At 69.3% G+C, this 24,648-nt stretch carries 25 protein-coding genes and 1 tRNA gene; 14 read left to right on the forward strand and 12 right to left on the reverse strand.

Annotated features, from left to right (window positions below; translation table 11 throughout):
• Positions 1–83 precede the first annotated feature (83 nt).
• The gene (locus QGN30_RS04460) at positions 84–743 is read left to right on the forward strand and encodes a L,D-transpeptidase family protein (RefSeq protein WP_009955662.1); all 660 of its coding nucleotides are present in this window, start codon (positions 84–86) and stop codon (positions 741–743) included.
• Positions 744–747: 4 nt separating this feature from the next.
• On the opposite strand, the gene QGN30_RS04465 is transcribed toward QGN30_RS04460, so the two are convergent.
• Positions 748–1,224, reverse strand: coding sequence for a nuclear transport factor 2 family protein (locus QGN30_RS04465; protein WP_014383424.1), 477 nt, complete (start codon positions 1,222–1,224; stop codon positions 748–750).
• 58 nt (positions 1,225–1,282) lie between these two features.
• A complete protein-coding gene (locus tag QGN30_RS04470) occupies positions 1,283–1,915 on the reverse strand; it encodes a TetR/AcrR family transcriptional regulator (protein WP_014381353.1) in 633 nt (210 codons plus the stop codon).
• A 38-nt stretch (positions 1,916–1,953) separates the two neighbouring features.
• Here QGN30_RS04470 and QGN30_RS04475 point away from each other — a divergent pair, with 38 nt between their 5' ends.
• The 4 genes from QGN30_RS04475 (at position 1,954) to QGN30_RS04490 (ending at position 7,311) form a co-directional block, all read left to right on the forward strand.
• Complete coding sequence (locus tag QGN30_RS04475; protein WP_014381352.1) at positions 1,954–3,183, forward strand: hypothetical protein; 1,230 nt, start codon at positions 1,954–1,956, stop codon at positions 3,181–3,183.
• 154 nt (positions 3,184–3,337) lie between these two features.
• Complete coding sequence (locus tag QGN30_RS04480; RefSeq protein WP_248923266.1) at positions 3,338–5,335, forward strand: Hsp70 family protein; 1,998 nt, start codon at positions 3,338–3,340, stop codon at positions 5,333–5,335.
• Positions 5,336–5,466: 131 nt separating this feature from the next.
• Positions 5,467–6,858: a DUF7159 family protein gene (locus tag QGN30_RS04485; RefSeq protein WP_248923265.1), complete on the forward strand. Its 1,392-nt coding sequence runs from the start codon at positions 5,467–5,469 to the stop codon at positions 6,856–6,858.
• A 66-nt stretch (positions 6,859–6,924) separates the two neighbouring features.
• Positions 6,925–7,311, forward strand: coding sequence for a hypothetical protein (locus QGN30_RS04490; RefSeq protein WP_008261626.1), 387 nt, complete (start codon positions 6,925–6,927; stop codon positions 7,309–7,311).
• A 14-nt stretch (positions 7,312–7,325) separates the two neighbouring features.
• Here the strand turns inward: QGN30_RS04490 and QGN30_RS04495 are convergent, their stop codons facing one another.
• The gene (locus tag QGN30_RS04495; RefSeq protein ID WP_008261624.1) at positions 7,326–7,985 is read right to left on the reverse strand and encodes a DUF3060 domain-containing protein; all 660 of its coding nucleotides are present in this window, start codon (positions 7,983–7,985) and stop codon (positions 7,326–7,328) included.
• A 57-nt stretch (positions 7,986–8,042) separates the two neighbouring features.
• On the opposite strand from QGN30_RS04495, the gene QGN30_RS04500 reads away from it, so the two are divergent.
• Entirely contained in the window at positions 8,043–9,062 is a 1,020-nt protein-coding gene (locus QGN30_RS04500; protein WP_026071147.1) for an NADP-dependent oxidoreductase, read from the forward strand.
• A gap of 116 nt (positions 9,063–9,178) precedes the next feature.
• The gene (locus tag QGN30_RS04505; RefSeq protein ID WP_009956078.1) at positions 9,179–10,006 is read left to right on the forward strand and encodes a glycoside hydrolase family 16 protein; all 828 of its coding nucleotides are present in this window, start codon (positions 9,179–9,181) and stop codon (positions 10,004–10,006) included.
• Between the two features lie 3 nt (positions 10,007–10,009).
• Here the strand turns inward: QGN30_RS04505 and QGN30_RS04510 are convergent, their stop codons facing one another.
• Positions 10,010–11,545 carry a glycosyltransferase family 39 protein gene (locus tag QGN30_RS04510; RefSeq protein WP_248923264.1) on the reverse strand — a complete coding sequence of 512 codons (1,536 nt, stop codon included), beginning with the start codon at positions 11,543–11,545 and terminating at the stop codon, positions 10,010–10,012.
• Between the two features lie 71 nt (positions 11,546–11,616).
• Between QGN30_RS04510 and QGN30_RS04515 the strand changes: the two genes are divergently transcribed.
• The 3 genes from QGN30_RS04515 to QGN30_RS04525 all read left to right on the forward strand — a co-directional run bounded on the left by QGN30_RS04515 (position 11,617) and on the right by QGN30_RS04525 (position 13,365).
• Positions 11,617–11,922 (forward strand): hypothetical protein, encoded by a 306-nt coding sequence (locus QGN30_RS04515; protein ID WP_008261617.1) that lies wholly within the window; start codon positions 11,617–11,619, stop codon positions 11,920–11,922.
• 30 nt (positions 11,923–11,952) lie between these two features.
• On the forward strand, positions 11,953–12,627 hold the full coding sequence (locus QGN30_RS04520) for a GAP family protein (protein ID WP_009956082.1): 675 nt from the start codon (positions 11,953–11,955) through the stop codon (positions 12,625–12,627).
• A 66-nt stretch (positions 12,628–12,693) separates the two neighbouring features.
• Entirely contained in the window at positions 12,694–13,365 is a 672-nt protein-coding gene (locus QGN30_RS04525; protein WP_248923263.1) for a GAP family protein, read from the forward strand.
• Here QGN30_RS04525 and QGN30_RS04530 read toward each other — a convergent pair.
• The gene (locus QGN30_RS04530; RefSeq protein ID WP_248923697.1) at positions 13,353–14,126 is read right to left on the reverse strand and encodes a hypothetical protein; all 774 of its coding nucleotides are present in this window, start codon (positions 14,124–14,126) and stop codon (positions 13,353–13,355) included. The two genes, QGN30_RS04525 and QGN30_RS04530, sit on opposite strands and share 13 nt — an antisense overlap.
• Positions 14,127–14,167: 41 nt before the next feature.
• Between QGN30_RS04530 and QGN30_RS04535 the strand changes: the two genes are divergently transcribed.
• Entirely contained in the window at positions 14,168–15,676 is a 1,509-nt protein-coding gene (locus QGN30_RS04535) for a bifunctional phosphatase PAP2/diacylglycerol kinase family protein (RefSeq protein ID WP_042913729.1), read from the forward strand.
• Here QGN30_RS04535 and QGN30_RS04540 read toward each other — a convergent pair.
• The 4 genes from QGN30_RS04540 to QGN30_RS04555 all read right to left on the reverse strand — a co-directional run bounded on the left by QGN30_RS04540 (position 15,612) and on the right by QGN30_RS04555 (position 19,332).
• Positions 15,612–17,051 carry an FGGY family carbohydrate kinase gene (locus tag QGN30_RS04540; protein ID WP_248923262.1) on the reverse strand — a complete coding sequence of 480 codons (1,440 nt, stop codon included), beginning with the start codon at positions 17,049–17,051 and terminating at the stop codon, positions 15,612–15,614. The two genes, QGN30_RS04535 and QGN30_RS04540, sit on opposite strands and share 65 nt — an antisense overlap.
• The gene (locus QGN30_RS04545) at positions 17,048–18,451 is read right to left on the reverse strand and encodes a mannitol dehydrogenase family protein (RefSeq protein WP_248923261.1); all 1,404 of its coding nucleotides are present in this window, start codon (positions 18,449–18,451) and stop codon (positions 17,048–17,050) included. The genes QGN30_RS04540 and QGN30_RS04545 overlap by 4 nt, the downstream gene beginning before the upstream one ends.
• A 44-nt stretch (positions 18,452–18,495) precedes the next feature.
• Positions 18,496–18,840, reverse strand: coding sequence for a DUF732 domain-containing protein (locus QGN30_RS04550; protein ID WP_008261604.1), 345 nt, complete (start codon positions 18,838–18,840; stop codon positions 18,496–18,498).
• Positions 18,841–18,993: 153 nt separating this feature from the next.
• The gene (locus QGN30_RS04555; RefSeq protein ID WP_036454094.1) at positions 18,994–19,332 is read right to left on the reverse strand and encodes a DUF732 domain-containing protein; all 339 of its coding nucleotides are present in this window, start codon (positions 19,330–19,332) and stop codon (positions 18,994–18,996) included.
• Between the two features lie 392 nt (positions 19,333–19,724).
• On the opposite strand from QGN30_RS04555, the gene QGN30_RS04560 reads away from it, so the two are divergent.
• Positions 19,725–20,222, forward strand: coding sequence for a hypothetical protein (locus QGN30_RS04560; RefSeq protein WP_036389690.1), 498 nt, complete (start codon positions 19,725–19,727; stop codon positions 20,220–20,222).
• A 149-nt stretch (positions 20,223–20,371) separates the two neighbouring features.
• Here the strand turns inward: QGN30_RS04560 and QGN30_RS04565 are convergent, their stop codons facing one another.
• Entirely contained in the window at positions 20,372–21,178 is an 807-nt protein-coding gene (locus QGN30_RS04565) for a L,D-transpeptidase (RefSeq protein ID WP_008261597.1), read from the reverse strand.
• Between the two features lie 265 nt (positions 21,179–21,443).
• Here QGN30_RS04565 and QGN30_RS04570 point away from each other — a divergent pair, with 265 nt between their 5' ends.
• A complete protein-coding gene (locus QGN30_RS04570) occupies positions 21,444–22,223 on the forward strand; it encodes an emopamil-binding protein (protein ID WP_248923260.1) in 780 nt (259 codons plus the stop codon).
• A 113-nt stretch (positions 22,224–22,336) separates the two neighbouring features.
• On the opposite strand, the gene QGN30_RS04575 is transcribed toward QGN30_RS04570, so the two are convergent.
• Together QGN30_RS04575 and QGN30_RS04580 are read right to left on the reverse strand one after the other, a co-directional pair.
• Positions 22,337–23,473: an LLM class flavin-dependent oxidoreductase gene (locus QGN30_RS04575; protein ID WP_038537883.1), complete on the reverse strand. Its 1,137-nt coding sequence runs from the start codon at positions 23,471–23,473 to the stop codon at positions 22,337–22,339.
• A 283-nt stretch (positions 23,474–23,756) separates the two neighbouring features.
• A tRNA-Gly gene (locus QGN30_RS04580) sits at positions 23,757–23,830 on the reverse strand.
• A gap of 175 nt (positions 23,831–24,005) precedes the next feature.
• Between QGN30_RS04580 and QGN30_RS04585 the strand changes: the two genes are divergently transcribed.
• Positions 24,006–24,641: a hypothetical protein gene (locus tag QGN30_RS04585; RefSeq protein ID WP_198347146.1), complete on the forward strand. Its 636-nt coding sequence runs from the start codon at positions 24,006–24,008 to the stop codon at positions 24,639–24,641.
• Positions 24,642–24,648: the final 7 nt, after the last annotated feature.

Raw genomic sequence — 24,648 nt, forward strand, 5'->3', positions numbered from 1 at the left:
GGCATTTGGTCACGGCGCGGTGACCTAACCGGGGCTAAAGCTTTACTTGACCGCGAGGATGCGCGGGTCTGACGATGGAGTGCATGCACCGACTGCTCACGTCACTGTGCGCTGCGGCGTGCGTGATTTTCGCCTCGGTGGTGCTCGCGCCGATCGGCGCGGCTGCCGGCGCTCCCTGGTTCGCGAACGCGGTCGGCAATGCGACACAGGTGGTTTCGGTGGTGAGCACCGGCGGTTCGAACGCGACCATGGAGGTCTTCCAGCGCACCGGCACCGGCTGGCAGTCGCTGCGTTCCGGCATTCCCACCCACGTCGGTTCGGCGGGGATGGCGCCGCAGGCCAAGAGCGGCGTCCCGGCCACTCCGATGGGCGTCTACACCCTGGACTCCGCCTTCGGCACCGCGCCGAATCCCGGCACCGGGCTGCCCTACACCCAGATCACCGGGGGAAACTACTGGTGGAGCGGCGACGACCACAGCGCCACCTTCAACTCGATGCAGGTGTGCCAGAAGGCCCAGTGCCCGTTCAACACGGCCGAGAGCGAGAACCTGCAGATCCCGCAGTACAAGCACGCGGTCGTGATGGGCGTCAACAAGAACAAGACCCCGGGCGGGGGCGCCGCGTTCTTCTTCCACACCACCGACGGCAAGCCCACCGAGGGGTGCGTGGCCGTCGACGATGCTCAGCTGGTGTCGATCATGAAGTGGCTGCGGCCCGGCGCCGTCATCGCCATCACGAAGTAGCGCCTCAGTCGGTGGCGATGGCGCGACCGGGTTTGAGCGTGAAGTTCATGCCCTCCAAAGACATTGTGGCGTCATAGGTTCGGTCGTAACCGGTGCCGCTGATCTTCCACCCGGCCTCGGTGCGGCGGTAGGTGTCGCGGTAGAAGGCCGCCCCGATCAACATGAAGTTCAGGTCGGACACCATGACCCGGTCCTGCAGATACCAACTGCCCGTTGCGGTGTCGCCGGTGACGGTGATGTCCGGATGGGTCACCCGGTGCTCGGTGATGACGTTCGCGGGCAGCGACGTTCGCATGTACTCCACCAACTCGGCGCGGTTGGTGAAGTGCAGCTCGTTGCCGATCGACGGCCCGTAATCGGCCTTGATGTCCTCGGCCAGGGTGTCGGCGAAGTCATCCCAATGCTTGGTGTCCAGCGCGCGCAGATACCGGTATTTGACTTGCTTGATCGCTTCGATATCGGCGAGATCGTCGAGGGTCATCAGGTCATTGCAGCACACGCTGGTGCGCCGTCCGCGTTCGCATCGAAGAGCCGGCGGGTCACGTGTCGTGGTGGGCGAGGTAGGAGGTGACCATGTCGATCAGGGCACGCCGTTCCAGGCTCCAATCGATGGCCGTGCCCGTGACCATCTGCGCCAGCACCACACCGCGCAGCGTGGCCCAAATGACCTCGGCCACACCGGCATGCGCGGGTTCGGTGGTGATCAACCGCCCCAGCTGGCCGATCGCGGCGTTCATGTCGAGCAGGTGACGCCGCGACGACGGGTCCGGGCCGCCGCGGGTCTCGCGCAGGATTTCGAAGGCGGCCATCGACGTCGGGCTGCTGTAGCAGCCCCACGCGGTGTCGACGACGACCTCGATGCGGTCCCGCAGCGGCAGCTCGCTGACGTCGGCCGACGACAGGCTGTCCACCAGGCGGGCCACGCCGTCGTCCACGACGGCCATCAGCAGGCCGTTGCGGTCCCCGAAGTGGTACTGGATGACCCCCCAGGTCACGCCGGCGCGTTCGGCCACGTGCTTGGCGGTGGCGGCGGAAAACCCCTCCTCCACGATGCAGCGGACCGTCTCATCGATGATCTTCGCCCGGGTGTCATCGCCGCGCTTGCGGGGCGCGGTGGTACGCCGAGTGGGCCCGACGGGGCGACCGGGCGGCTGGCCGGCAACGATGGACATTGTTGACTTTATAACATAGCCGAGTCTATTTTTGGGGCGTGAGCAGCCCCTCGCGATACGCGCAACTGTCCCGTGACGAACTCGTCGTCCTGGTTCCCGAACTGCTGCTGATCGGACAGCTGATCGACCGGTCCGGGATGGCCTGGTGCATCTCCTCGTTCGGCCGCGACGAGATGGTGCAGATCGCCATCGAGGAATGGGCGGGCGCCAGCCCGATCTACACCCGGCGCATGCAGAAAGCGCTGAACTACGAGGGCGACGACGTGCCCACGATTTTCAAGGGCCTGCAGCTCGATATCGGTGCGCCACCGCAATTCATGGATTTCCGCTACACCGTCCACGACCGTTGGCACGGCGAATTCCAGCTGGACCACTGCGGCGCCCTGCTCGACGTGGAGCCGATGGGCGAACAGTACGTCTTCGGGATGTGCCACACCATCGAGGACCCGACCTTCGACGCCACCGCGATCGCGACCAACCCGCGCGCGCAGGTGCGCCCCATCCACCGCCCGCCGCGAACGCCGGCGGACCGCCATCCGCACTGCGCATGGACCGTCATCATCGACGAGTCCTACCCCGAGGCGCAGGCCATCCCGGCCCTGGAGGTCGTCAGCCAAACCCGCGCCGCGACATGGGAACTCGACCCCATCGATCGCTCGGACGAGGGGCAGGCGGACTACTCGGGCCCGTTGCTGTCCGACTTCGACTTCGCCGCCTTCTCGCATTCGGCGCTGGTCCGGATGGCCGACGAGGTGTGCCTGCAGATGCACCTGCTGTACCTGTCGTTCGCGATCGCGGTGGCCGCGCGTGCCGCCGGCGACGACGAATCCCTCGGCGTGTGCACCCGCGGCCTGATCGGCATCGCGGGCGTGGCCGCCGAACGCATTCACCGCGCGCTGAAGCTTACGGGCGGGGCCGAAGGCGTCCTGCGGGTGCTCGAGCTGCACCCGCTGCTGAACCCCGCGGGCTACGTTGTCGCCGAGACGGAGTCGAACCGGCTGCACGTCCGCCCGTCGCCGGCGCACGACGACCGTGCCTGGATCTCGTTGTGCTCCCCGGAATCCGTGCAGCCGCTGCAGGCGATCGCCACCGCGGTCGATCCGCGCATCGAGGTTCGAGTTAGCGGAACCGCCACCGACTGGACCGCGGAACTGGTTGAAACCGACTCGCCCACCGAGGAACTGCCAGAGGTTTCGGTGGTCCGGGTCAGCGGCGGATCGACCTTCCAGTTCGAGCCCAGGCGTTCGCTGCCGCTGACGGTGTTGTAACGAAAAGCTACTTGTCAAGGGGTTTTCGGTACCGCTTCGGTGACGCAAGCGCATCGAGCGGATACCAATGACATTGCGAAGCATCGGCTTTGGGCGTGTCCGAGGCTATGGTTAACGCTGGCCACCGACCCCTATAGACGAAGGTTTTCGCTCTATGTACGACCCACTTGGGTTGTCGATCGGGACCACGAACCTGGTCGCTGCGCGTAATGGAAGCCCACCGGTTAACCGCCGCTGCGTGCTCACCCTTTATCCGCACTGTGCACCGAAAATTGGTGTGCCCGAAGAGAATCCGCCGCTAGCCGAACCCGGCGTGCCGATGAGAAACTTCGTCGAGCGCATCGGGGACTCGGTCGCGCTGGTGTCGCCCGACGGTTCCGCGCATGATCCGGAGCTGCTGACGGTGGAGGCCCTGGACGCGATGGTGCTCGCCGCCGGCGCCGATGCGGCGGCTTCGGAGATCTCCATCGCCGTTCCCGCGCACTGGAAACCGAGCACGGTGCAGGCGCTGCGCGACGCCCTGCGGACGCACGTGGGGTTCGTCCGAAGCGGAATGGCGCCCCGCCTGGTCTCGGACGCGATCGCGTCGCTGACCGCGGTGAAATCCGAGCTCGGCCTGCCCGACGAGGGCATCGTCGGGCTGCTCGACTTCGGCGGCAGCGGCACGTCGGCCACCCTGGTGAACATCGCCGGTGACTTCGAACTCGTCAGCGCCACCATGCGCTACACCGCGTTGTCCGGCGACGAGATCGACCAGGAATTGCAGCTGCGCGCCTTCGAGGAGCTGGGCCACGGCAGCGGCCTGGACCCCGGCAGCACCGCCGGTGTCGGGCAGCTCGGCGAACTCAGGGAACAGTGCCGCGCGGCCAAGGAACGCCTTTCGGTCGACATGGCCACCGACATCGTCGCCGAGCTGGGCGGGCGCAGTTGCAGCCTGACGGTGACGCAGGACGACCTCGAAGAGCTGATCCAGGATCGGCTGACCGGCTTCATCTATGCCTTCGACGACATGCTGGTGCGCTACCGCAAGAGCTGGTCGGACCTCGCGGCGGTGGTCACGGTCGGTGGCGGGGCACGCATTCCGCTTGTGACCGAACGACTTTCGATGCACGGGCGCACGCCGATCCTGACGCCGTCGCAGCCGGCCTTCGCGGCGGCCTGCGGGGCGCTGATCCTGGCCTCCCGCGGGGGCGAGCTGGATCTGCGAACCCGCACGTCGATCGGGCTGCTCGCGACGGCCGACGCCGCCGGCGACGTCGTGGACTTGGGCGCCGGCGACGTGCTGGTGATCGACGACGAGGCGCTCACGGATCGCGAACTGGCGTGGTCGCAGACCGACGACCCCGGCGACCTGCGGATGCGATTCGGCGGCGAAACCTACGACGAAGACGGTCCGGCCGGCTGGTCGATGCGGCTCAACGTCATCGACCCACCCCGGGAACGGCGACCCTGGCGGCGCCTCCGGATCTCCCAGCTGATCATCGGGATGTCCGCGGTGGTCGCCATGACCGCGGTCGGCGGCGTGGCCTACACGCTGACCGGGATCGAGAACCGTCAGGCCCCGCCGGCGCCGTCGGTCGCGCCGCCGCCCGCGCCATCCGTCAAGCCCGCGGCGCCGGCTCCGGCCGCACCGCCGCCGCCCACCGCCGTGCCCCCACCCCCGCCGCCGAGCGCGCAACCCGTCCCAAGTCCTGCGCCGCCGCCGCCCGAACCGCCGCCGCCCGAACCGCCGCCGTCGCCGCCACCGCCTCCGGTCGTGGTGACCACGGCGCCGCCGGCGCCGGTCTACACCCCGCGGCACACGGCGCCACCGACGACGACCGCGCCGCCGCAGCCGACGGTCACCACCACGGCCCCGCCGTCACCGACGGCCACGACGACGTCGCCGCCTCCGCCCACGAGTGAGGAGCCCGTCACAACCAGCACCACGACCACGGTGCCCATGACGACGGAGTGGATCCACGTCCCGCTGCTGCCGGTGCCGATACCGATCCAGGTTCCGCAGAAGCAGGCCCCGGCGACCCCCCAGTACCCCCAGTACTCGCCGCAGTACCCGTCGAACGAGTATCCGCAGTACCAGCCGTATCCGGGGAATGAGTATCCGCAGTATCCGGGGAGTTCGCAGAATCCCTACTGGGGCCCGGGTTATTAGCGTCGGTCCTGCTTAGGCGGTCCATCTGCGCGGCCATGCGCGCGCGGGTAACGTTTGTGTCACCAAGTTCGGATGGGGTTTCCCCGTCATGCCCTCGCTCGGGGGCGTTCGAAAGACCTTGGAGGCGTTACGTGGACATCGTGCTTGGGGTGTCGATAGCTCCCGGGACGGTCCGCCTGGTAGCGATCGAAGGCCAAGACGCCGACGGTGTGACCGTCGAACAAGAAGAGTTCGAGGTGGGCGCCGCCGGCAGTGCGGTCGATCGGGTGATCGACGCGATCGGCGGCACCCGCGAAGGAGTGGTCGAGGGCGGCCACCGGTTGAGCTCCACCGGGGTCACCTGGACGAACCCCGCCGACGTCGCGGCGCTGCGGGCGGCCATCAACGCCAGCGATCTCGGCGACGTGATGATGGTCGCGCCGTTGCTGGCTGCGGCCGCGCTGGCGCAGACGGTCGGCGACGCGCTGGCCTACGAGCGCATCGCGATGCTGTTCGTGGAGACCGCCAGCGCGACGCTGGCCGTGGTCGAGGTCGGCGACGGTTCCATCGTCGACCTGCACCGGCGCCGGATCACCGGCACCGCGGCGCCCGCCGAGCTGGCGACGATGGTCGCCGGTCTCGACGCGGGCGGGTCCGCGGCGGACGGCGTGTTCATCGTGGGCTGCGGCGCCGACATCGTTGCGCTGAAACCCGCGATCGAGGCGGCCACCTCGCTGCGGGTGACCGGACCCGAGGAGCCGGACATGGCGCTGGCCCGCGGGGCCGCGCTGGCCTCGGCGAACGCGCCGCTGTTCGCGTCGTCGACCGCGGCCCTGGCCTACGCCCTGGACCCGGGCACCGGGGAATTCGGCCCTTTGGCCGTCGGTCCGAGCCACCTCGACCTGTGGGGCGACGCCGGCACGGGCACCGGTTTCCGCGCCTACAGCGCCCTGGCCGACGACGCCGAGGAAGACGAAGACCAGCGGCCCCCGCGCCGGAGCCGCGCCATGCTGCTGGCCGGCAGCGCCCTGGGCGGCATCGCCGCCGTGATCGCCGGGGTCGTGCTGGTGACGCTGACGGCGGATCAGCCGGCGGGTGAGGGGCACAACGCCGGCGTCAGCGTTGCCACCCCCGGCATCCAGCTGCCGGCCGCGCCGCCCAGCACCCCGCCGCAAGCGCAGCCGCCCGCCCCGAGCACGTCCCCGCCGGCGCCCGCGCCCACCGCCGAGGTGGCAGCCCCCGCGCCCGCGCCCGCCCCGATCGCGCAGCAACCCGCGCCGCAGACCACGGCCACGTCGGCGCCCCCGGAGCCCGTCCGTCGCGCCCCGACCCGCCAAACGCCGCAGTACGTGCCCCAACCGGTCGAGCAGGCGGCACCCCCGCCGGCCTCGCCTGCCCCCGCGCCCCCGCCGGTCGCACCGCCGCCGCCACCACCGGCCGCGCCGCCGCCGCCCAGGCCCGCGCCGGTGACCATGTACCTGCACTTCCCGTTCGTCACCGTGCCGATCCCGATCACCCCGCCGGCGCCGCCCCCGGCCCCCTAGCACGTGGCACACGCGCGGAGTTGAGCGCACACTGGCAATGACGGCACGCGCTGGCGAGGAGGTCGGATGGGCGAGCACGGTGGGTTCGGATTCGACCCGGACGAATTCGATCGCATGATCCGCGAAGGCAGCGAAGGGCTGCGCGACGTGTTCGAGCGCGTCAGCAGGTTCGTCGCCGCTCCCGGTGGCAGGTCGGGCTGGTCAACGATCTTCGAGGACATGTCGCGGCGACCCCGCCCCGCGCCCGAGACCGCCGGCGAGGCCGGCGAGGGCGTGTGGGCCATCTACACCGTGGACGACGGCGGCGGCGCGCGCGTCGAACAGGTCTACGCGACCGAGCTCGACGCCCTGCGCGCGAACAAGGACAACCTCGACCCGAAACGCAAGGTGCGGTTCCTGCCCTATGGCATCGCGGTCAGCGTCCTCGACGACGACTCCGAAGAGACTGCGTAGCAGTCGTTTTCGGCTCAGCCCTGGGTGACGACGTTCGAGTCGCCGGAGTTGCTGATCTTCGGCGTGCCCGAGTGGTAGGTCACCTTGTTGTTGAAGCCCGACGCGGTGATGGCGTCGGCGGCCTCAATGGTGACCGCGTTTTGCACCCCGGAGACCGAGAGGCTGGCGCAATGCCCGGTGATCGTCACCGTGTTGGACACGCCGCTGACGCTGACGATGTTGTCGTTACAGGCGATGGTCCGGCTCTCGTTGATGCCCGCGACGCTGAGCCGGGCGCCGCGCGGCGGGGCGGGTGAGGTCGACGGTGCTGCTCGCCGCGAGGCCGACGGGGCGGGACTCGTCGAGACGCTCGGCGGCGAGGTGATGAATGACTTCACGCCGGAAATCTGGTGTGCGGCAAAGGCGGCGATGCCTCCCGCGAGTGCGATCACACCGATCACGATGACGGTGCCGAGGATCCACCACACGCGGTTGCCCGAGGGGCTCGGCGGCGGCGGTCCGGTGACCGGGCCGCCGTAGGTCCACGCCGGCGGCGGTGGCGGGGCGCCCGGGGTCGGCGGCGGATGGGCCTGGCCGGCGGACGCGGAGCTGCCCTGCTCTGAGGCCCACGCCGACTCGGCGAGCGGGCGCTCGAGTTCCCGGATCCGCTCTTCCGGGTCATCGTTTGCTGCCATGCATTGAATATGCCATTCGCTTCTGCGTTTTCGGGCCGTTCGGTAGTTTTGGGGATCGTGCCCGATTTGCCGAACCGCCAGGTGTTGTTGCGTCGTCGCCCGTCGGGGCTCGTCCGGCCCGACGACACGGAGATGGTCACCGCGCCCGCGCCCGAACCCGCCGAGGGGGAGGCGCTGCTGCGCACCACCTACGTCGGCATCGACGCGGCCGCCCGCACCTGGCTCGACGACCAGCCCAGCTACCTTCCGCCGGTGCAGCTGGGTGAGGTCATCCGCGCGGCCGGCATCGGCGAGGTGGTCGCGTCGCGGTGTGACGCGTTCGCCGTCGGCGACGTCGTCACGACGCTGACCGGGTTTCAGGAATACGTGATCATCCGCGACGACCTGTTCAGCACGCCGATCCCGGGCGAGGACGACCAGCTGGCGATCATGTCGGTGTACGGGCCGACCGGCGCCACCGCCTATTTCGGGATGACCGACATCGGCCGACCGCAGCCCGGGGAGACGGTGGTGGTGTCGGCGGCCGCGGGGGCCACCGGATCGGTGGCCGGGCAAATCGCCAAGATCGCCGGCGCCCGGGTGGTGGGCATCGCGGGCGGCCCGCAGAAATGCCGGGCGGTGGTGGAGGACTTCGGGTTCGACGCGTGCATCGACTACAAGAACGACGACATCGTCGCGGCGCTCAAAAAGCATTGCCCGCAACGGGTGGACGTCTACTTCGACAACGTCGGCGGGCCCATCCTCAACGCCGTGCTGGGCCGGCTGGCCCCCCGCGCGCGGGTGGTGCTGTGCGGCGTCATCTCCAGCTACCTGACCGGCGACCACCCGGGGCCGGCGAACTACGTGAACCTGTTGTCCAAGACCGCGCTGATGCAGGGCTTCAACGCGCTGGACCAGTGGGGCCGCTTCGACGAGGCGTTCGCCGCGCTGCGCGGCTGGGAGGCGCAGGGCCGACTTCACCACCGGCAGACCATCTTTGAGGGCATCGAGTCGTGTGTCGACGCCCTCAACGGCCTGTTCACCGGCGTCAACGTCGGCAAGACGCTGGTCAAAATCAGCGAACCCGGCGCGCGCTGAGGCCGCGGGATGCGCCGCACCCCCACCGCGTGGTGTTATAACACCGTTTGCGAGAGTTGCCTGGGGAGAGCGCGCCGGGCTTGACGTGCCGGCTTTCAACGATGGGTGGTTTGTAGATGGATCGTCGCAGCATGATGTTGATCTCGGGGCTCGGCATGCTGGGGGCTGCGATGCGCTTGCCGGGTGCCTGGGCCACCCCGCCGGCGCCGCAGGCGCCGCCGGCCGCCGGCGGCGGGCCCTACATCTTCGCCGACGAGTTCGACGGGCCGGCCGGCTCGCCTCCCGATCCCGGCAAGTGGACGATTCAGACCTGGCAGGACGACGTGTTCCCGCCCGTGGAGGGGATCTACCGCGACGATCGCCAAAACGTGTTCCAGGACGGCAATTCCAACCTCGTCCTGTGCGCAACCCACGATCTGATGAGCAACACCTACTACAGCGGCAAGCTGCGCGGCAACTTCCGCAGCATGATCAACCAGACCTGGGAGGCGCGGATCAAGCTGGACTGCTTGTTCCCCGGCCTGTGGCCGTCGTTCTGGGGTGTCAACGAGGACCCGCTGCCCGACGGCGAGGTCGACATCTTCGAGTGGTACGGCAACGGCGACTGGGCCCCCGGCACCACGGTCCACGCGGCGTCCAACGGGAAGACCTGGGAGGGCAGGTCGATTCCCGGTCTGGTCGACGGCAACTGGCACACGTGGCGAATGCACTGGGGCGAAGAGGGATTCGAGTTCTTCCGGGACGGGGCGCAGTACTACAAGGTGCCCAACAAGCCCATCCACGTCGCCGGCGGCGCGCCCGACGACTTCCGGTGGCCGTTCAACAACCCCGGCTACTGGATGACCCCGATGTTCACGCTCGCCGTCGGCGGGGTGGGCGCCGGTGACCCCGCCGCGGGTGTCTTCCCGGCGTCCATGCTGGTGGACTACCTGCGCATCTGGTAGCCGTCATTTCGTGGCTTTGAGCACCTGAACCAGGTTGAACTGCCACCGCTCGACCAGCCGGAAGCCCAGGTCGTGCGGCACCGCGAACGCCGGGGTCGGCCCGTAGCGGGGGCCCGGCGGCAGCGCGGCGCCCCGCTCGTGCGCCGGCTGTGACGGGTCGGCCTGGGTGATGATCCAGACCACGCCGCAGTGGCTCAACGGCTTGGCGACGACCTCAGGGATGAGGTTGGTGTCGAAGACGTCGTTGCGGTCGGTCGCGCGCTGCCACAGCGTCAGGTCGACCAGCTTGCGATAGGCATCCGGGCGAGCCGCCAGCAACGGGCGCATGGGGGCCGGCATGAACGTCACCGTGTCGTTCACCAGCAGGCAATCGCCCGGCGCGGCCCGCGCGGTGATCAGGTCGGCCACCTGGCTGTAGTCCATGCCGTATTTGGCGTACGGGTTGCGCTGCGCCCGAACATAATTCGGCGCCGCCGCCACGGCGAACAGGCCGACCAGCGCCGCGGTGACCCAGGGCCTGGCGGCCACCGCGCCGCCGCAGACCCCCAGGATCAGCGCCATCGCGGGTGCGGTGAACGACAGGTAGCGTGGCGTGTAGATCGAGTGCACCAGCACCGAATAGGTCAGGATCGCGGCGGTGGGAATGGCCAGCCATCCCGCCGCGAGCACCAACAGCTGCCGCTCCGATGGCGCCAGCCGCGCGGACCCGCTGAGCCACAACACAATCGCCGCACACATCAGCAGCGCCGCCAGGATGGCGAACGGGGGGCTTCGCTCGAAATACTGTTGCATCACCACGTCTTCGATGGTGCGGTGACCGATCGGGGCGACCCAGCTGATCTGGTGTGCCTGGCCGGCGACCGTCAACAGGAACGGCAACACCGCACCCACCGCCACGGCCGAGGCAATGGCGAAGCGCGCCAACACGGTTCGGCCGCGGTGGAAGACGACGACGAATACGACGTACGCCCCCAGCAGCAGCGCGATATACGCGTCGAGCACGATCGAGAGGGCCAGCGCGACACCGTAACCCAGCCACAACCGCCGGGTGTCGCGGCGCGCGGCGTGGACGAGCAGGACAGTCAGCCACACCGCGGCCATCATCGACAGGGCATAGGGCCGCGCCTCGATGCCCGCCCACGTGGTGCGGGGCAGGATCGCGCAGAACGCGCCGGAGGCGATCGCGACTGTCCGCGACGAGAACTGCTTGCCCAGCACCACCACGCCGGCGGCCGCGCCCCCCGCCGCCAGGCCACTCGGCGCGCGTGACCAGAACTCGGTGGCCGGAAAGACCTGAAACCACCCGTGCATGAGCAGGTAGTACAGGCCGTGGACGGCATCGACATTGCCCAGCATGTGCCACATCTGGGCCAGCGAACGGCTGTAGGAGGCCGAGATGGTCGCGGCCTCGTCGTACCAGAAGGAGGGCCGGGCGGCCCCGGCCATGCTCACCGCGACGGCCAGCGCCGCGACGAGCACCGGGTCCAGCGCGGCCGCCACGGCAGGCCGGCGGCTGCCGAGCACGCCGGGGCTGAACACATCGCTATGGTGCCAGAACGGCCCGGGAGGATCGGCCGACCGGGCCCCTGATTCGAACGTATGATCGATCAATGGGACGGCTCGCATCCATCGGGTACAACGGCCAACCGGTCCGTGACCCGTTTCGCGCGGTCCGCCCGCCCATCGCCGTCCTGGTCGACCTGACGGTGCTGTTCCCGCGTGAGCCGCACCGCTCGGGGCGCTATCAGCCCAACGGGCTGCAGCTGCACAAGGTCGTCGAGGGCCGGCTGAGCTGCTGGGCCCTGTGCGAGCAGGGCGACTGGTGGGGTCTGGTGACCTATCCCGTCGCCTACGGATCCCGGCGCAAGACCGTGACGCACTGGGTGCCGGCCTGGACGCTGCGCCGCAAAGCCTGACCGCACCGCGCAATGCGATGATTGCTGCCCGTGGACGCAAGTTGGGCCTCGGTCCTGAGCAAGCTCGTCGCGCTGGCGGCCGTCATTGCGCTGTCACCGATCACGGTCATCCCCGCGGTGCTCGTGCTGCACGCGCCCCGGCCGCGCCCGGCCAGTCTCGCCTTCCTCGGCGGCTGGCTGGTGGGGCTGGTCGCCTTCACGGCGGCGTTCGTCGCCGGCTCGGAGGCGCTCAGCGGCTTCCATGCGACCCCGCCGAAATGGGCGTCCTGGGTGCGCCTGGTATTCGGGGTGGCGCTCCTCGCGCTGGCGGCGTTCCACTGGTTCACCCGGCACCGCCACCGCAGCATGCCCCGGTGGATGCGGTCGTTTTCCACGCTCTCCCCGGCGCGCGCCGGTGTGGTGGGGGCGGTCCTGGTGCCGCTGCGGCCCGAGGTGCTCATCCTGTGCGCGGCGGCGGGTTTGGCCGTCGGCAACAGCAGCCTGAGCGCCGGCGGCGAGTTGGTCGCGGCCGCGATCTTCGTCGTCGTCGCCGCGTCGACGGTGGCCATCCCGATCCTGGCCTATGCCGGCTCGGGTGACCGCTTCGAGGGAACGCTGGAACGTCTCAAGGCCTGGATGGAGGCCAACCACGACGCGATGCTGGCCGTGATCCTGTTCCTGATCGGGTTGATCGTGCTCTACAACGGGATTCGCGCGCTGGCCTGACCCGCGTTCGGCCGACTCCGGCGCGTTTCGGCGTCACTTCGGCACGGCAATGGGAGGATGCCGCCCATGGCAGGAAGCTGGGGCACGGTGCTGACCGGGCTCGTTCCGCTCGGACTGGTCATCTCGCTGTCGCCGCTCACGGTCATCCCGGCGGTGCTGGTGCTGCAGGCGCCGCGGCCGCGGCCGAGCAGCCTGGCGTTCCTGGGCGGTTGGCTGCTCAGCCTGGCCGCGCTGACGGCGCTGGCCGTCGCGGCCTCCGGGCTGCTCGGCGGCTTGGACAAGGCGCCGCCGCGGTGGTCGTCGTGGCTGCGCGTGGTGCTGGGCGCGGCGCTGATCGCGTTCGGCGTTTACCGGTGGCTCCGCCGAAACGACCAATCCGAGTCGCCGGCGTGGATGCGCTCGTTCGCCAACATCACCCCGGCGCGCGCCGGGATCACCGGCGCGGTGCTGGCCCTCGTGCGCCCGGACGTGGCGCTCATCTGCGTCCCGGCCGGATTGGGGATCGGCACCAGCGGGCTCGGCGCCGCCGGCGACTGGGCGGCCGCCGCGTTCTTCGTCGCCATCGCGGCCTCGAGCGTCGCGATCCCGATCCTGGCCTACGTGGCCGCCGGCAGCCGCCTCGACGACACGCTGGCGCGCCTCAAGGACTGGATGGACCGCAACAATGCCGCCCTGCTCGCGGCCGTCTTGGTGGTGATCGGCGCGATGGTGCTCTACCACGGGATTCACGCCCTGTAGCCGCCGTCGGCCAGGCCGGCGTCGGCTTCGAGCCTGTTGGTCGCCCCAAAGGCCAACTCGCGGAACAACTCCCGACCGTAGCCGGTGAGCATGCCCAGATAGCCGCGGGCCGCCCATTGCTGCGCGTGCCGCTCTTCGTGGTGTAGCACCCGGTCCAGGTCCAGCCGGGTGCAGCGCGGCGCGCCGTGCCCGTCAAGGCACCAGGTGTGCCCGGAGGCGACGACCCGGCGCAGCTGCTCGGCGGGGTCGTCGAGCCGGCCCAGGTTCACCATGAAGATGTCGCCCCACGTGGTGCCGCCCCGCTGGCTGAACAGCCGCTGGATCCAGTTGCCGCCCAACCCCATCAGCATGCCGTTGGGGGTGGTGACCAGGCGCCCCTCGTTGCGGTGCACGAACGGGACGTCGCGGGTGTAGCTCCAGCCGTTTGTCTGCTGCCGCAAGCGGATTCGGGTCACCTCGGCGGCGCAGTGGGGGGTGGCCGGGAAGTCGGTGGGCCGCTTGCCCGCCGCGCCGTAGTCGCTGCCGGCGTTCAGGATGTAGGTCATCAGCGCCGCCGCGCGGGCGTCGCCCCCGCCGGCGCTGGGCGGCAGCAGGAAGAAGGATTGGCCGGCCGGGTCCTTGATCTCTTGCATCCTCGCGAGGACCACGAAGCTGGCGCGCGTGATGTCGTGGCGCCGGCTGATCTCGGCGAGCGCGTGCGGGGGCACGCCGCGGCGCTCGGCGTTCTCCCGCCATCTCGTGCAATAGCCCTGTGCGTCCATGTCTTTCCGATCGATTGTCACCCATGGTTAGGGTGGAGCGAATGAACAGGCGGCCCTGGCGACGCGCGCGCGGCGTCAAACAGATCACCCGAGGACTCGGCACGCTGGATCGCGAGCTGTTCGACGCGATCGCCGAGACGGACACCCCGCTGCTGGACACGGTCATGCCGCGGCTGACGCGCGCGGCCGACCATTCGAAGCTGTGGCTGGCCATCGGCGCGGCCCTGCTGGCCACCGGCAGGCAAAGCGCGCAGCGCGGCGCGACCCGCGGGCTGGTCACGTTGGCCGCCACCAGCCTGGTCACCAACCAGTTCGCCAAGCGCATCCGGCGGCGCCCGCGTCCCGGCTACGACTTGGTGCCCCTCGTCCGGCAGGTCCGCCGCCGCCCGACGTCGAATTCCCTGCCGTCGGGGCATTCGGCCAGCGCGGCCGCGTTCGCCGTCGGGGTCGGCCTGGAGAACCCGCCGCTGGGCTTCGGGCTGGCGCTGCTGGCCGGGCTGGTGGGCCTGTCGAGGGTGGCGACCGGCGCGCATTACCCGGGCGACGTCATCGCCGGGTTCGGGATCGGGTCCGGCCTGGCCGTGCTGGGTGGCCGCCTCGTGCCGCCGATCGTCGAAACCGCCCTTCCGCGAACGGAACCGCTGCGCGTCGAGACGCCGCCGCGGCCCGACGGCGCCGGCGTGGTCCTGGTCATCAACCCGGAGTCGGGCAGCGGCACCGGGGCCCGCGTGCTCGACGAGGTGCGCGCCGAGCTGCCTAAGGTGGACATCCGCGAGCTGGGTCCCGACGACGACCCCGTCGAGGTCTTGCGCGGCGCGGCCGCCGGTGCCGAGGTGCTCGCGGTGGGCGGTGGCGACGGCACGGTGGCGGCCGCGGCCGGGGTGGCCATCGACGCCGGGCTCCCGCTGGCGGTCTTCCCCGCCGGCACGTTCAACCACTTCGCCAAGGACATCGGCTGCGACACCGTGGCCAAGACCGTCGACGCGATTCGGCGCGGCAGCGTGGCGTGCGTGGACCTGGTGTGCCTCAACGACTCTCAGATGGTGCTCAACACCGCCAGCATCGGCGCCTACCCGGCGTTCGTGCGGCGGCGCGAAAAGCTCGAGAAGCGCATCGGCAAGCCGCTGGCCGGTCTTTACGCGATGCTGCGCACGCTGCGCAAGGAAGAGCCGGTGCGCATCTGTTACGACAACAAGACCCTGCTGACTTCGCTGTTCTTCCTGGGCAATTCGCTGTACCTGCCCACCGGTTTCGCGCCGGCGCGGCGGACCCGCATGGACGACGGCCTGATCGACGTCCGCATCCTGGAGGCGGGCCGGCCGTGGGCCAGGACCCGGATCCTGACCGCGCTGGCGCTGGGCCGGCTGGAACGCAGCCCGCTCTACCACGAGCTGCAGGTGCCCGAATTCAGCTTCAGCGCCGTCGACGGCCCCACGACGGTTGCCCGCGACGGCGAGGTCGGGGACAAATACGACCAGGCCCGCTTCACCGCGAAATACCGGATCCTTCCGGTGTTTCGTCCGCTTCCCGACGCGCGGCCCCCTCGGTGAGATCGCGCACCCGCGCGTAGCGGACGGGCACCTCGGGCGAGGGTTCGGCGGTGTATTCGTGCGTCGGCGGCGGCTCCCACGCAGGCGGCCGGGGCGAGCCGCTCAGCGCCCAGGCCGCCTGCCGCGCCGCGCCCGCCGCGACGTACTGCGCCGGGGCGGGCGCCAGCACCGGCATGCCGAACACCGCCGGCGCTATCTCGCGCAGCGCCCTGGATTGCGCGCCGCCGCCGACCAGCAGGATGCGGCGCGCGACGACGCCGCGCGCGGCCAGATGCGCGACGCCGTCGACGAGCGAGCACAGCAGTCCCTCCACCGCGGCCCTGGCCAGGTTGGCCGGGTTCGCGTTGGAGACCCGCAGGCCGTGCAATGCCCCGGTTGCGTTGGGCCGGTTGGGTGTTCGCTCACCCTCCAGGTAGGGAACCATGACCACACCTTCGCTGCCCGGGGGCGCCGACAGCGCGAGCGTCGACAGCTCGTCGTGGTCGACCCGCAGCATCGCGGCCGCGGCGTCGAGCACCCGCGCGCCGTTGAGCGTGCACACCAGCGGAAGGTAGCGCCCGGTGCCGTCGGCGAATCCGGCGACATACCCCGCGTCGTCGCGGACCGGATCCGCGGTGACCGCGGCCACCACCCCCGACGTGCCGATCGAGACGATCACGTCGCCCTCTTCGGCGCCGAGGCCCAGCGCCGCGGCGGCGTTGTCGCCCAGACCCGCACCGAATAGTGTTGTGCCACTGCGTGTCCCGTCGGATGGGCCCAGCACGGTGGGCAGCCGCGGACGGCGGCCGCGCAGCGCGAGTTCCAGCAGATCGAGGCGGTAGTCGCCGGTGGCGGCGTCGTAGTAGCCGGTGCCGCTGGCGTCGCTGCGATCGGTGGTCAGCCCCGCGATGTCGGCGTCACCGCGCAACCGCCACGTTAGCCAGTCGTGGGGCAGGCAGACCGCCGCGGTGCGGTCCGCGTGGCGCGGCTCGTGGTGGGCGAGCCAGCGCAACTTCGCCACGGTGATCGCGGCCAGCGGCACGACGCCGACGGCTTGGGCCCACGCGCGCGCCCCGCCCAGCTCGCGCACGAGGGCGTGCGCGGCGTCGGCCGAGCGCACGTCGTTCCACAGCAGCGCGGGCCGCACCACCGCGCCGGTTTCGTCCAGGCACACCATGCCGTGCTGCTGCGCGCCGACGGCCACAGCGTCGACGCCGTCCAGCCCGCCCGCGTTCGCAATGGCCTCTCGAGCGGCGGATTCCCAAGTGCGCGGGTCGATTTCGGTCCCGTTCGGGTGGCCGGCCTGGCCCTCGCGGACCAGCGCGCCGGTCTCGGCGTCGCACACCAGCACCTTGCAGGATTGCGTCGAGGAGTCGATCCCGGCGACCAGCGTCATGACGCGTCGTCCCCGACCAGGGCCCGCAGCGTGGCGCGCGCGCCGCGGCGGTGCAGGCAGTCCAGTGCCCACCGGTAGGCGTCGCGGAAGCGCGGGGCGTCGATGAGGTCGCCGAACACCGGGCGGTTGGCCAGAAACGCGTCCGGGTCGTCGCGTTGCGAGCGGGCGAGCGGCACCAACGTGTCGGCCAGCCGGTCGATCACCTCGATCGGTTGGCCCTGTTCGTCGACGCCCTCGGCGTAGCGGGCCCAGCTCGCGACGATCGCCGCGGACAGCCGCACCGGACCCCCGGTGCGCAGATTGTCGTGCACGACCGGCAGCAGCCATTTCGGGATGCGGTCCGAGGAGTCGGCGCACAGCCGGGCGACCGTGTCGCGCACGTAGGCGTTGGCGAACCGGGGGAGTAGTTGGTTGCGGAACTCGGTCAGCCCCGGGATTCGTGTCAGCGTCGGCATGGCCTCCGAATCCAGGTAGCGGGCCAGGAATTCGGCGATCACCGGATCCTGGGCGGCCTCGTGCACCAGGCGGTATCCGGCCAGGTATCCGAAGTAGCACAGGCCCTGATGGCCGGCATTGAGCAACCGCAATTTCATGGCCTCGTACGGCGCGACGTCGTCGACCAGCTGCACACCGGCCTGGTCCAGGGGCGGGCGCCCGTCGGCGAAGTCGTCCTCGATCGCCCACATGGCGAACGGCTCGGCCACCACGGGCCGGGCGTCGCGCACGCCGTATTCGGCCTCCAGCCGCTCGGCCACGTCCGGCGTGGTCACGGGCGTGATCCGGTCGACCATCGAGTTGGGAAAGCGTGTCTTCTCGTTCATCCACTGTGCGAGTTCGGGATTGGTGCGCTGTGCGTAGGACGTGAATGCACGCCGCGCCGTGTCCCCGTTGCCGACGATGTTGTCGCAGGACACGACGGTGGGGGAGGGCAGGCCGCGGGCCCGGCGCCGGTCGCACGCCTCGGTCACCAACCCGAACACCGCGCTCAGGGGCGGCTGGTAGCCGCCCTCGGTGATGGTGAGCGAGATGATCCGGGTCGCCGGGGCGGCGAGCAGTTCGATGACCGCGTCGGGATCCTCAGGCGCATAACGGAAGTCGACGATGGAACCGATGACCCGCGGTTCCCGCGTGCCGTCGGGGTGTTCGAGGGTCAGCGTGTACAGGTGGTCCTGGTCACGCAGCGCGTCGCGCATCTGTTGGTCGCCCGGCAGCACGCCGACACCGCAGATGCCCCAGTCCCGCGCGAGCCCGGCGTTGAGCAGCCGGTCGATGTACATAGCCTGGTGGGCGCGGTGGAAGCCGCCGACACCGAAATGCGCTATGCCGATGCCGATTTGGCTGCGGTCATAGGTCGGGACGGGGATGTCGAGACCGGTCAGGTTCCGTGCGTTCAGCTTCACTCGAGTGTCACCTTAGCGCGGACCCCGCTGCGGCTAGCTCATTGCTAGGCGTTGGGGCAGAGGTCGCGCAGGGCGAAGATCACCACGTCGGCGGCCTGGCGGCCGTTGATCCCGCCGGAGCCCTGGTCGGCATCGGAGCGCTGCAGCGCGAGCAGCTCCAGCTGCTGCGGCGAAGCGCCCCACGAAAGCTGCTGACACAGATCCGCGCCCATCTGCAACAGCGCGTCGTCGCCGCCGTCGACGGCGTGGATCCCGGCGTTGTGCAGGTCGTTGAGGAAGGCGGCCTGGTCGGCCCGCGCCGGGCCGGCCCAGGCAATTCCCGAGATCAGAAGTGGACCCAACGTCAGCGCCGCTCCGATGAACCGGCCGTGCAGCCTGCGTGCCGCCATCCCACGTTCTCCTTGTGTCTTTGCGCGATGCGGATGATGCACCTTTACACAAAAGTGCATGGACCGCTGCGCGGGAGATCCGGAGGATGAATAGTCGGCGAAGACTGGCCGCGCGGCTGCGCGCGCGGTGTGCGAGGACTCAGCTCGGCGTGGCTAGCTTGGGCACAGATCGCGCATGGCGAAGACGACGATGTCGCCTGCCTGCTGGGGGCTGAGGCCGCCGGCTCCCTGTCGTTCGTCGGAGCGCTGCAGCGCCAGGCCCTCGAGCTGCGCGGGCGGGGCGCCCCAGGAAATTTGCTGGCAGATGTTCAGGCCCGCCTGCAGGAGTGCGGCGTCGCCGCCGGTCACGGCGTGGATCCCGTCCTTGTGCATGTCATTGAGAAAGCTGGCCGCGTCGGCCTGCGCGGGGCTGGCCCAGACGAGGCCGGCGAGAAGCGGGGCACCGAACAGCGCCGAGGCGATGAAACCGCCAGCTAGACGACGTGGTGACATATGCCCTTCCCCTCTGTCTGTCAACGGTTGCTCTCACGGTGTTCACTTCTATGTAACCTCCTGGACAGACTTTGTGCATCAAAAATTCCCTGTGAATGACCTGCGGGTAAATAAAGTCCGCGGGATTCGAAGTCGGCGGCACGACCCGGGAGAAGCCCCAGAACGCACGCGTGTCGGCGCAGGTCAGGGATGTCCTTCGGCGGTGTTCCGATTCGTGACAGCGTTGTGACGTCACCATTTGGAAACGGCGCGGTGCGGCGTGGCTCGTGTCGCGTGTCGGCTGCTGACAATTGGCCCGGTCGTGAAAAGGCGGCCTCGGTACGGCTAGGCGGGCCTGCTGCACTGATTGATTGCGGAAATAGCTGAGCGTGAATGAAGGAGAGTTGGCGCTGATGGCGATCGTCGATCGGTTCAACATGAAAGTAGTTGCCGGCGCTGGGTTGTGCGGAGCAGCTATAGCGTTGAGCCCCGACGCGGCGGCCGCCCCGCTGATAACGGGCGGCCACGCGTGCATCCAGGGGCAAGCGGGCGATGCGGCGCCGGCCGCCGGAGGTCCCGTGGCAGCGGGCGCGCCGGCGGACATGTGCGCGGCGCCGCTCACTGACATGTCCGGCGTGCCCATGGCCGTGCCCGGACCGGTGCCGCTCGGTGCTCCGGTGCCGATCGTGCCGCCACTGCCGCTCGCGCCGCCCGTGCCGGTCGTGCCGCCGGTGCCGGTGGTGCCCGCCGGTGCGCCGCTGATCGCCCTGGGCGGCCCGGTGGCGGGTGCTCCCTTGGAGGCGGCCGCTCCGATCATCGACATGGCCGGGGTGAAGGACGCGCCGACCGGCCCGGCGCCCACCGGCGGGCCGACGTCCGGTCAGCCGATTCGCCCGGGCCCCGCGAGCTGAGCCCGAATGTGTGCGGGCCCGCTGGTTCCTACCAGCGGGCCCGTTCCGTTGCGTGCCCCAACAATCGAAGCTCCGCACCCGGCTTGCATGTGGGTGCGGAGCTTCGTTTGCGAGGGCGCCGCTTGACGCAGCTCGGTCTGACTGAGGCGCTAGTCCTGGACGATCACCGGGTCGCCGACGTTGACGTGGTTGTAGTACCACTCGGCGTCATCGGGGCTCAGGCTGATGCAGCCGTGGCTGACGTTCTCAAGCCCCAGTGATTGGACGGCCCAGGGGGCCGAGTGCACGAACAGTCCCCGGTTGGTGATGCGGACGGCGTAGTTGACCGTGAGCAGGTAGCCGTTGGGGTCGTCGACGGGGATGCCGACGCTGCTCGAATCCATGGTCACCGCAGGCTCTTTCGAGAGCACGGTGTACGAGCCGACCGGCGTCGCGTATTCCGGCCTGCCGAGCGAGGCCGGCATCACGCCCTGCTCCCCGAAGTGCGGCCGATGATGCGGCGCCGGGAGTTGGGTCGGCGGTCCCGCCTCGGCCCCGTCGATGCTCACGGTGAACGTGTGCTGCGAGATGCTGGCCACCCCGATGACGGCGGGACCTGTTTTGATCTCCGAGGTCGCCTGGCCCACCGTCAGCGCAATTGTGCTGTGCGCCGGCCAGTATCGATCGGGCACCCACTGGACGACCTTGTTGTCGAGCCATTCGAACTTGCCCGTCATCGCGGGCGTCGACTTGACCTCAACCGCCCGCTCGGCGGCGCTCCGGTCGGTGACCGGACCACGGAACGTCACCACCACGGGATGCGCCACGCCCACGACCTCGCCGCGCGCCGGTGAAACCGACGCGATGGCCGGACCATGCGACAGGTTGGCCGACGCGAGGCTCACACCGGCCGGCGCTACGACCATTCCGGCAGCGACCCCGACGACCCCAAGAACACACCGAACACCGGTCCGCATGGCCTCAATTCCCTTTTAACTGACATCGTTGCAATAGGGATGATAAATGGCGTCTGACCTGCGAAAGCGCAAGGGCACGTGGATATTTGGCCACGCAACGGTCACGTTTTGACAACGGGAGGTTTGGTTCGGCGGCCTGGCGACGGGACGCGGGCGCTCCCAGCGAAGCGATCATCGGAGCTGTTGACGATGGATCGCGCCGGCAATATGGTCAACTGGCTGATATCAACTACTTGACACCCGCTGTCGAATCAGAGGTTGCGTCATGGAATCACCGGACCTCGCTCGTCCGTTTGCACCGCACCGTCAGCGCGCCTATGTAGGTCTGCTGACGGTCGTCGGCGTCGTCTTCGTCTTCATGACCATCGCGGAGGCCACCCGGCTGCTACCCCCGACGCTGACGGTGGATGTGGCGGCGAATTTGATCTTCGGCATCCCGGTGCTGCTGCTGCCCCTCATCCTGTTCTGGAAGGGACGGGGAGAGCAGCGATCCCGTCTGCAGCTTGCGGCCGAGCTGACACTGATTTACATCCCTCTGACGGCGGGAAGCCAGCTGACCTATGAGTTGCCGTTCTTGCTCGGTCACCCGTTCAACCTGTGGACCGCCACCACGGACCCAGGGTGGCGGTGGCTGTGGTGGCAGTACGGCCTGGCCGATACCCGCTACCGCAGCGACGACCCGTGGATCTTCGGCCTGGAATTCGGCGCAGTGCTCGTCGGCATCATGCTCACCATCGTGTGGCTTCGCTTGTTGCGCAAGGATTTACCCGACGAGTCGCGGATCAAGTGTCTTTGGCTGACGTTCTTCGGCGTCGCAGTGCTGCTCACCGGGACCCTCGTCTATTACGTCAGCGAAATCCGCACCGGCTTCAACGACATCGGCCAGGGCGCTTACGGCCTGTGGTTCAAGCTGGTCGGGGAGAACGTCCCCTACATGATCCTGCCGGTCTTCGTCCTCTACGCCATTTATCTCCAGGTCGATTACCTGACCAGGCGCGCCGGGGCGACGACACACGCGCCCGCGCCGGTCAACGCCGGGGTGTAGTTGAAGCGTCGGGCGGTACCGCCACGGGACCGCTGAGCCGGGTAGGGCAGGCCAACGCGTCGGCACCCTCGAGGGGCGCGCAAAACCGTTGGGACAAGCCAGGTTCGGTGCTCTCACAGCCTCGCGATTCCGCGGAGGATCTTCATGAAGGGCAACGCGCTGGACAGCCCGCGACTGAGTTGGGGCTGGATGGTGCTCATGTTGAGCAGCGTCGGATACCGGACACCGTGATCGCGGTAGGTGGCGAGCTGATCGAGGACCTCGTCAGGTGTTCCGCTGAGCAGGCATCGCCGCATCAAAGCCCGCGGTACCGCATCGATGTGGGCGAGCGTCGTCGCCTCGTCGAGTAGTTGCGGCAGGATGTCCTGATATCCGGTGCATCCCTCTCCCATCGGGTGACGGGCGCCGTGCTCGGCCCATTCCACATCCGGGAGAAGGAGGGCATACGTGCGGGCGGGCACTGACTCCAAGGCGTCGTCGACCTCGGCCGTACTGCGCCCGGTCACGACGAACTGCGTGATCGCGGCGACGATGGAGTACGGATCCCGGTTGGCGTCGTCGGCGGCCGCGCGAACCTGTTCCAACCCGGTTGCGTACCGTTCCGGGCTAACGATCGCCACTGGGAACCACCCGTCGGCGTAGCGACCCGTCGCCCGCAACATCCGCGGTCCGTGCGAGGCCACCCAGATCTGCGGCCGGTTGCCTTTCACGGCAGGCAAGGTGAAAATTGCATTGCGCAGGGGGAACCATTCCGAATCTCGATTCACCAACTGCCCGTTGGAGTTCCACAGCGCACGGATCGTCGCCAGCCCCTCCTCGAATCTGGCCACCGGCTTGGACCAGTCCACCCCATATGGCTCGTTGCCTTCGCGTTCCCCGGTTCCGATCCCGAGGACCGCGCGGCCCCGTGTCATCAGGTGCAGCGTCGCCGCGGCCTGCGCCGTCACGGCCGGATTCCGGCGGCCGGTGTCGGTCACGCAGGTGCCCAGTCGCATCCGGTTGAAACGATGCCGGCCGGCGAGGTGCCCGAGCGTCGTCCACGGCTCCAGGAATGCGTTCGCATCGGGCGCCAGTCGGGCTATCCCGCTGTACTTCGGCGTCATCACCGCTCGCGGCAAAAAGGCATTGAGATGGTCGGGCAGCCAGTACGAATCAGCACCGGTCAGCATGGCTACCCGATAACCCATTTCGGCCGCCGCCGTCGGCCCGAACCGGCTATGCAGTGGCGCTTCGACGACACCGAACTTCACTGCCTCGCCCCCCGGTTGACGCGGCGGAAGACCGCATGGTGGCCAGCGGTGAGACTTAGCAGCGGTCGTTGCCCTAGCGCCGGCATGGACAGCCGCGCCGTGGGTGCCGTATCACGCCGCCAACGTTATGTAGGGCCGAGCAAACGGGACTAGCCATCGCGCGCGGCTCTGTGGCCAGACTGCGCATGGCCCGCCGATCGCCGTGGCGTCGCCTCGACCAAGGAAGAGATTCGGTGCCCGGGCCGCGCTGCCCAGCATGTGAAAGCGTTACCGCTGGTGGATGTGGAGCCGATGACGGGAATCGAACCCGCGTATTCAGCTTGGGAAGCTGATGTTCTGCCATTGAACTACATCGGCACAGTCGCCTCAGCAGGCTAGCATCCGCCACCGCGCCCGCCGGCGGGCCCAGGAGGCCTGACCTCCCCCGGCAACCGGGTCCTAAGAGCGGGCACGCGAAATCTAAGACGCCTATCTAACTATTCTCATGACGCTCAGATTTATTATTTCGTTATCGCAACGTAATGTGCTCCGGGTGGGTCGACACGAATTAGCCAGGAAGCGACGTAAACCGTCAGTGGCCCTGGCTGGGGTGCTCGCCCCCGCCGCGGTGTTCTTCGCGGTGTCCGCCGACGTCCATCCATTTGCACCGCACAACCAGGCCAAACCCGTTATCAGCGAGCCCGCCCCCTGTTGCGTGCAAATCGTGACAGCCGCGTCAAAGCGGCCCGCTAAAGCGCTGGTTGACGGCGAGCCCGCCGCGGCATCGCGCTACCACACGCGATCGCGCTTCCTGCCCGCCGGCGTCGCGCCGGAGCAGGGCCTTCAGGTCCGCACGATCTTGGTCGAGCGCAGCATCAGCGCGGAGTTCCCCCAGATCCACGAGATCGGTGGGGTGCGGCCAGATTCGCTGCCCTGGCATCCCCGCGGGTTGGCGCTCGACGTCATGATCCCCAACCCCGGCAGCGCCGAGGGCATCGCGCTGGGCAACTCGATCGTCGCCTACGTGATGCAGAACGCCACCCGGTTCGGGATCCAGGACGCGATCTGGCGCGGCGTCTACTACACCCCTGGCGGAGCGCAGGCCAGCCGGCTCGGCCACTACGACCACGTGCACGTCACGACCACCGGCGGCGGATATCCGACCGGCGACGAGGTCTATCTCCGCTGAACCCGCT

The organism is Mycobacterium sp. 3-98 (genome assembly GCF_035918355.1).
In the GTDB taxonomy this organism is placed as follows: Bacteria; Actinomycetota; Actinomycetes; order Mycobacteriales; family Mycobacteriaceae; genus Mycobacterium; species Mycobacterium intracellulare.

Bases quoted from the DNA above. Each gene is read 5' to 3' on its own strand.
- QGN30_RS04550 (WP_008261604.1), bottom strand. From the start codon at position 18,840: ATGGCGGCACGCAGGCTGCACGGCCGGTTCATCGGAGCGGCGCTGACG.
- QGN30_RS04535 (WP_042913729.1), top strand. From the start codon at position 14,168: ATGAACAGGCGGCCCTGGCGACGCGCGCGCGGCGTCAAACAGATCACC.
- QGN30_RS04495 (WP_008261624.1), bottom strand. From the start codon at position 7,985: ATGGCAGCAAACGATGACCCGGAAGAGCGGATCCGGGAACTCGAGCGC.
- QGN30_RS04470 (WP_014381353.1), bottom strand. From the start codon at position 1,915: ATGTCCATCGTTGCCGGCCAGCCGCCCGGTCGCCCCGTCGGGCCCACT.
- QGN30_RS04465 (WP_014383424.1), bottom strand. From the start codon at position 1,224: ATGACCCTCGACGATCTCGCCGATATCGAAGCGATCAAGCAAGTCAAA.
- QGN30_RS04555 (WP_036454094.1), bottom strand. From the start codon at position 19,332: ATGTCACCACGTCGTCTAGCTGGCGGTTTCATCGCCTCGGCGCTGTTC.
- QGN30_RS04560 (WP_036389690.1), top strand. From the start codon at position 19,725: ATGGCGATCGTCGATCGGTTCAACATGAAAGTAGTTGCCGGCGCTGGG.
- QGN30_RS04525 (WP_248923263.1), top strand. From the start codon at position 12,694: ATGGCAGGAAGCTGGGGCACGGTGCTGACCGGGCTCGTTCCGCTCGGA.
- QGN30_RS04505 (WP_009956078.1), top strand. From the start codon at position 9,179: ATGGATCGTCGCAGCATGATGTTGATCTCGGGGCTCGGCATGCTGGGG.
- QGN30_RS04530 (WP_248923697.1), bottom strand. From the start codon at position 14,126: ATGGACGCACAGGGCTATTGCACGAGATGGCGGGAGAACGCCGAGCGC.
- QGN30_RS04565 (WP_008261597.1), bottom strand. From the start codon at position 21,178: ATGCGGACCGGTGTTCGGTGTGTTCTTGGGGTCGTCGGGGTCGCTGCC.
- QGN30_RS04570 (WP_248923260.1), top strand. From the start codon at position 21,444: ATGGAATCACCGGACCTCGCTCGTCCGTTTGCACCGCACCGTCAGCGC.
- QGN30_RS04460 (WP_009955662.1), top strand. From the start codon at position 84: ATGCACCGACTGCTCACGTCACTGTGCGCTGCGGCGTGCGTGATTTTC.
- QGN30_RS04480 (WP_248923266.1), top strand. From the start codon at position 3,338: ATGTACGACCCACTTGGGTTGTCGATCGGGACCACGAACCTGGTCGCT.
- QGN30_RS04515 (WP_008261617.1), top strand. From the start codon at position 11,617: ATGGGACGGCTCGCATCCATCGGGTACAACGGCCAACCGGTCCGTGAC.
- QGN30_RS04490 (WP_008261626.1), top strand. From the start codon at position 6,925: ATGGGCGAGCACGGTGGGTTCGGATTCGACCCGGACGAATTCGATCGC.
- QGN30_RS04540 (WP_248923262.1), bottom strand. From the start codon at position 17,051: ATGACGCTGGTCGCCGGGATCGACTCCTCGACGCAATCCTGCAAGGTG.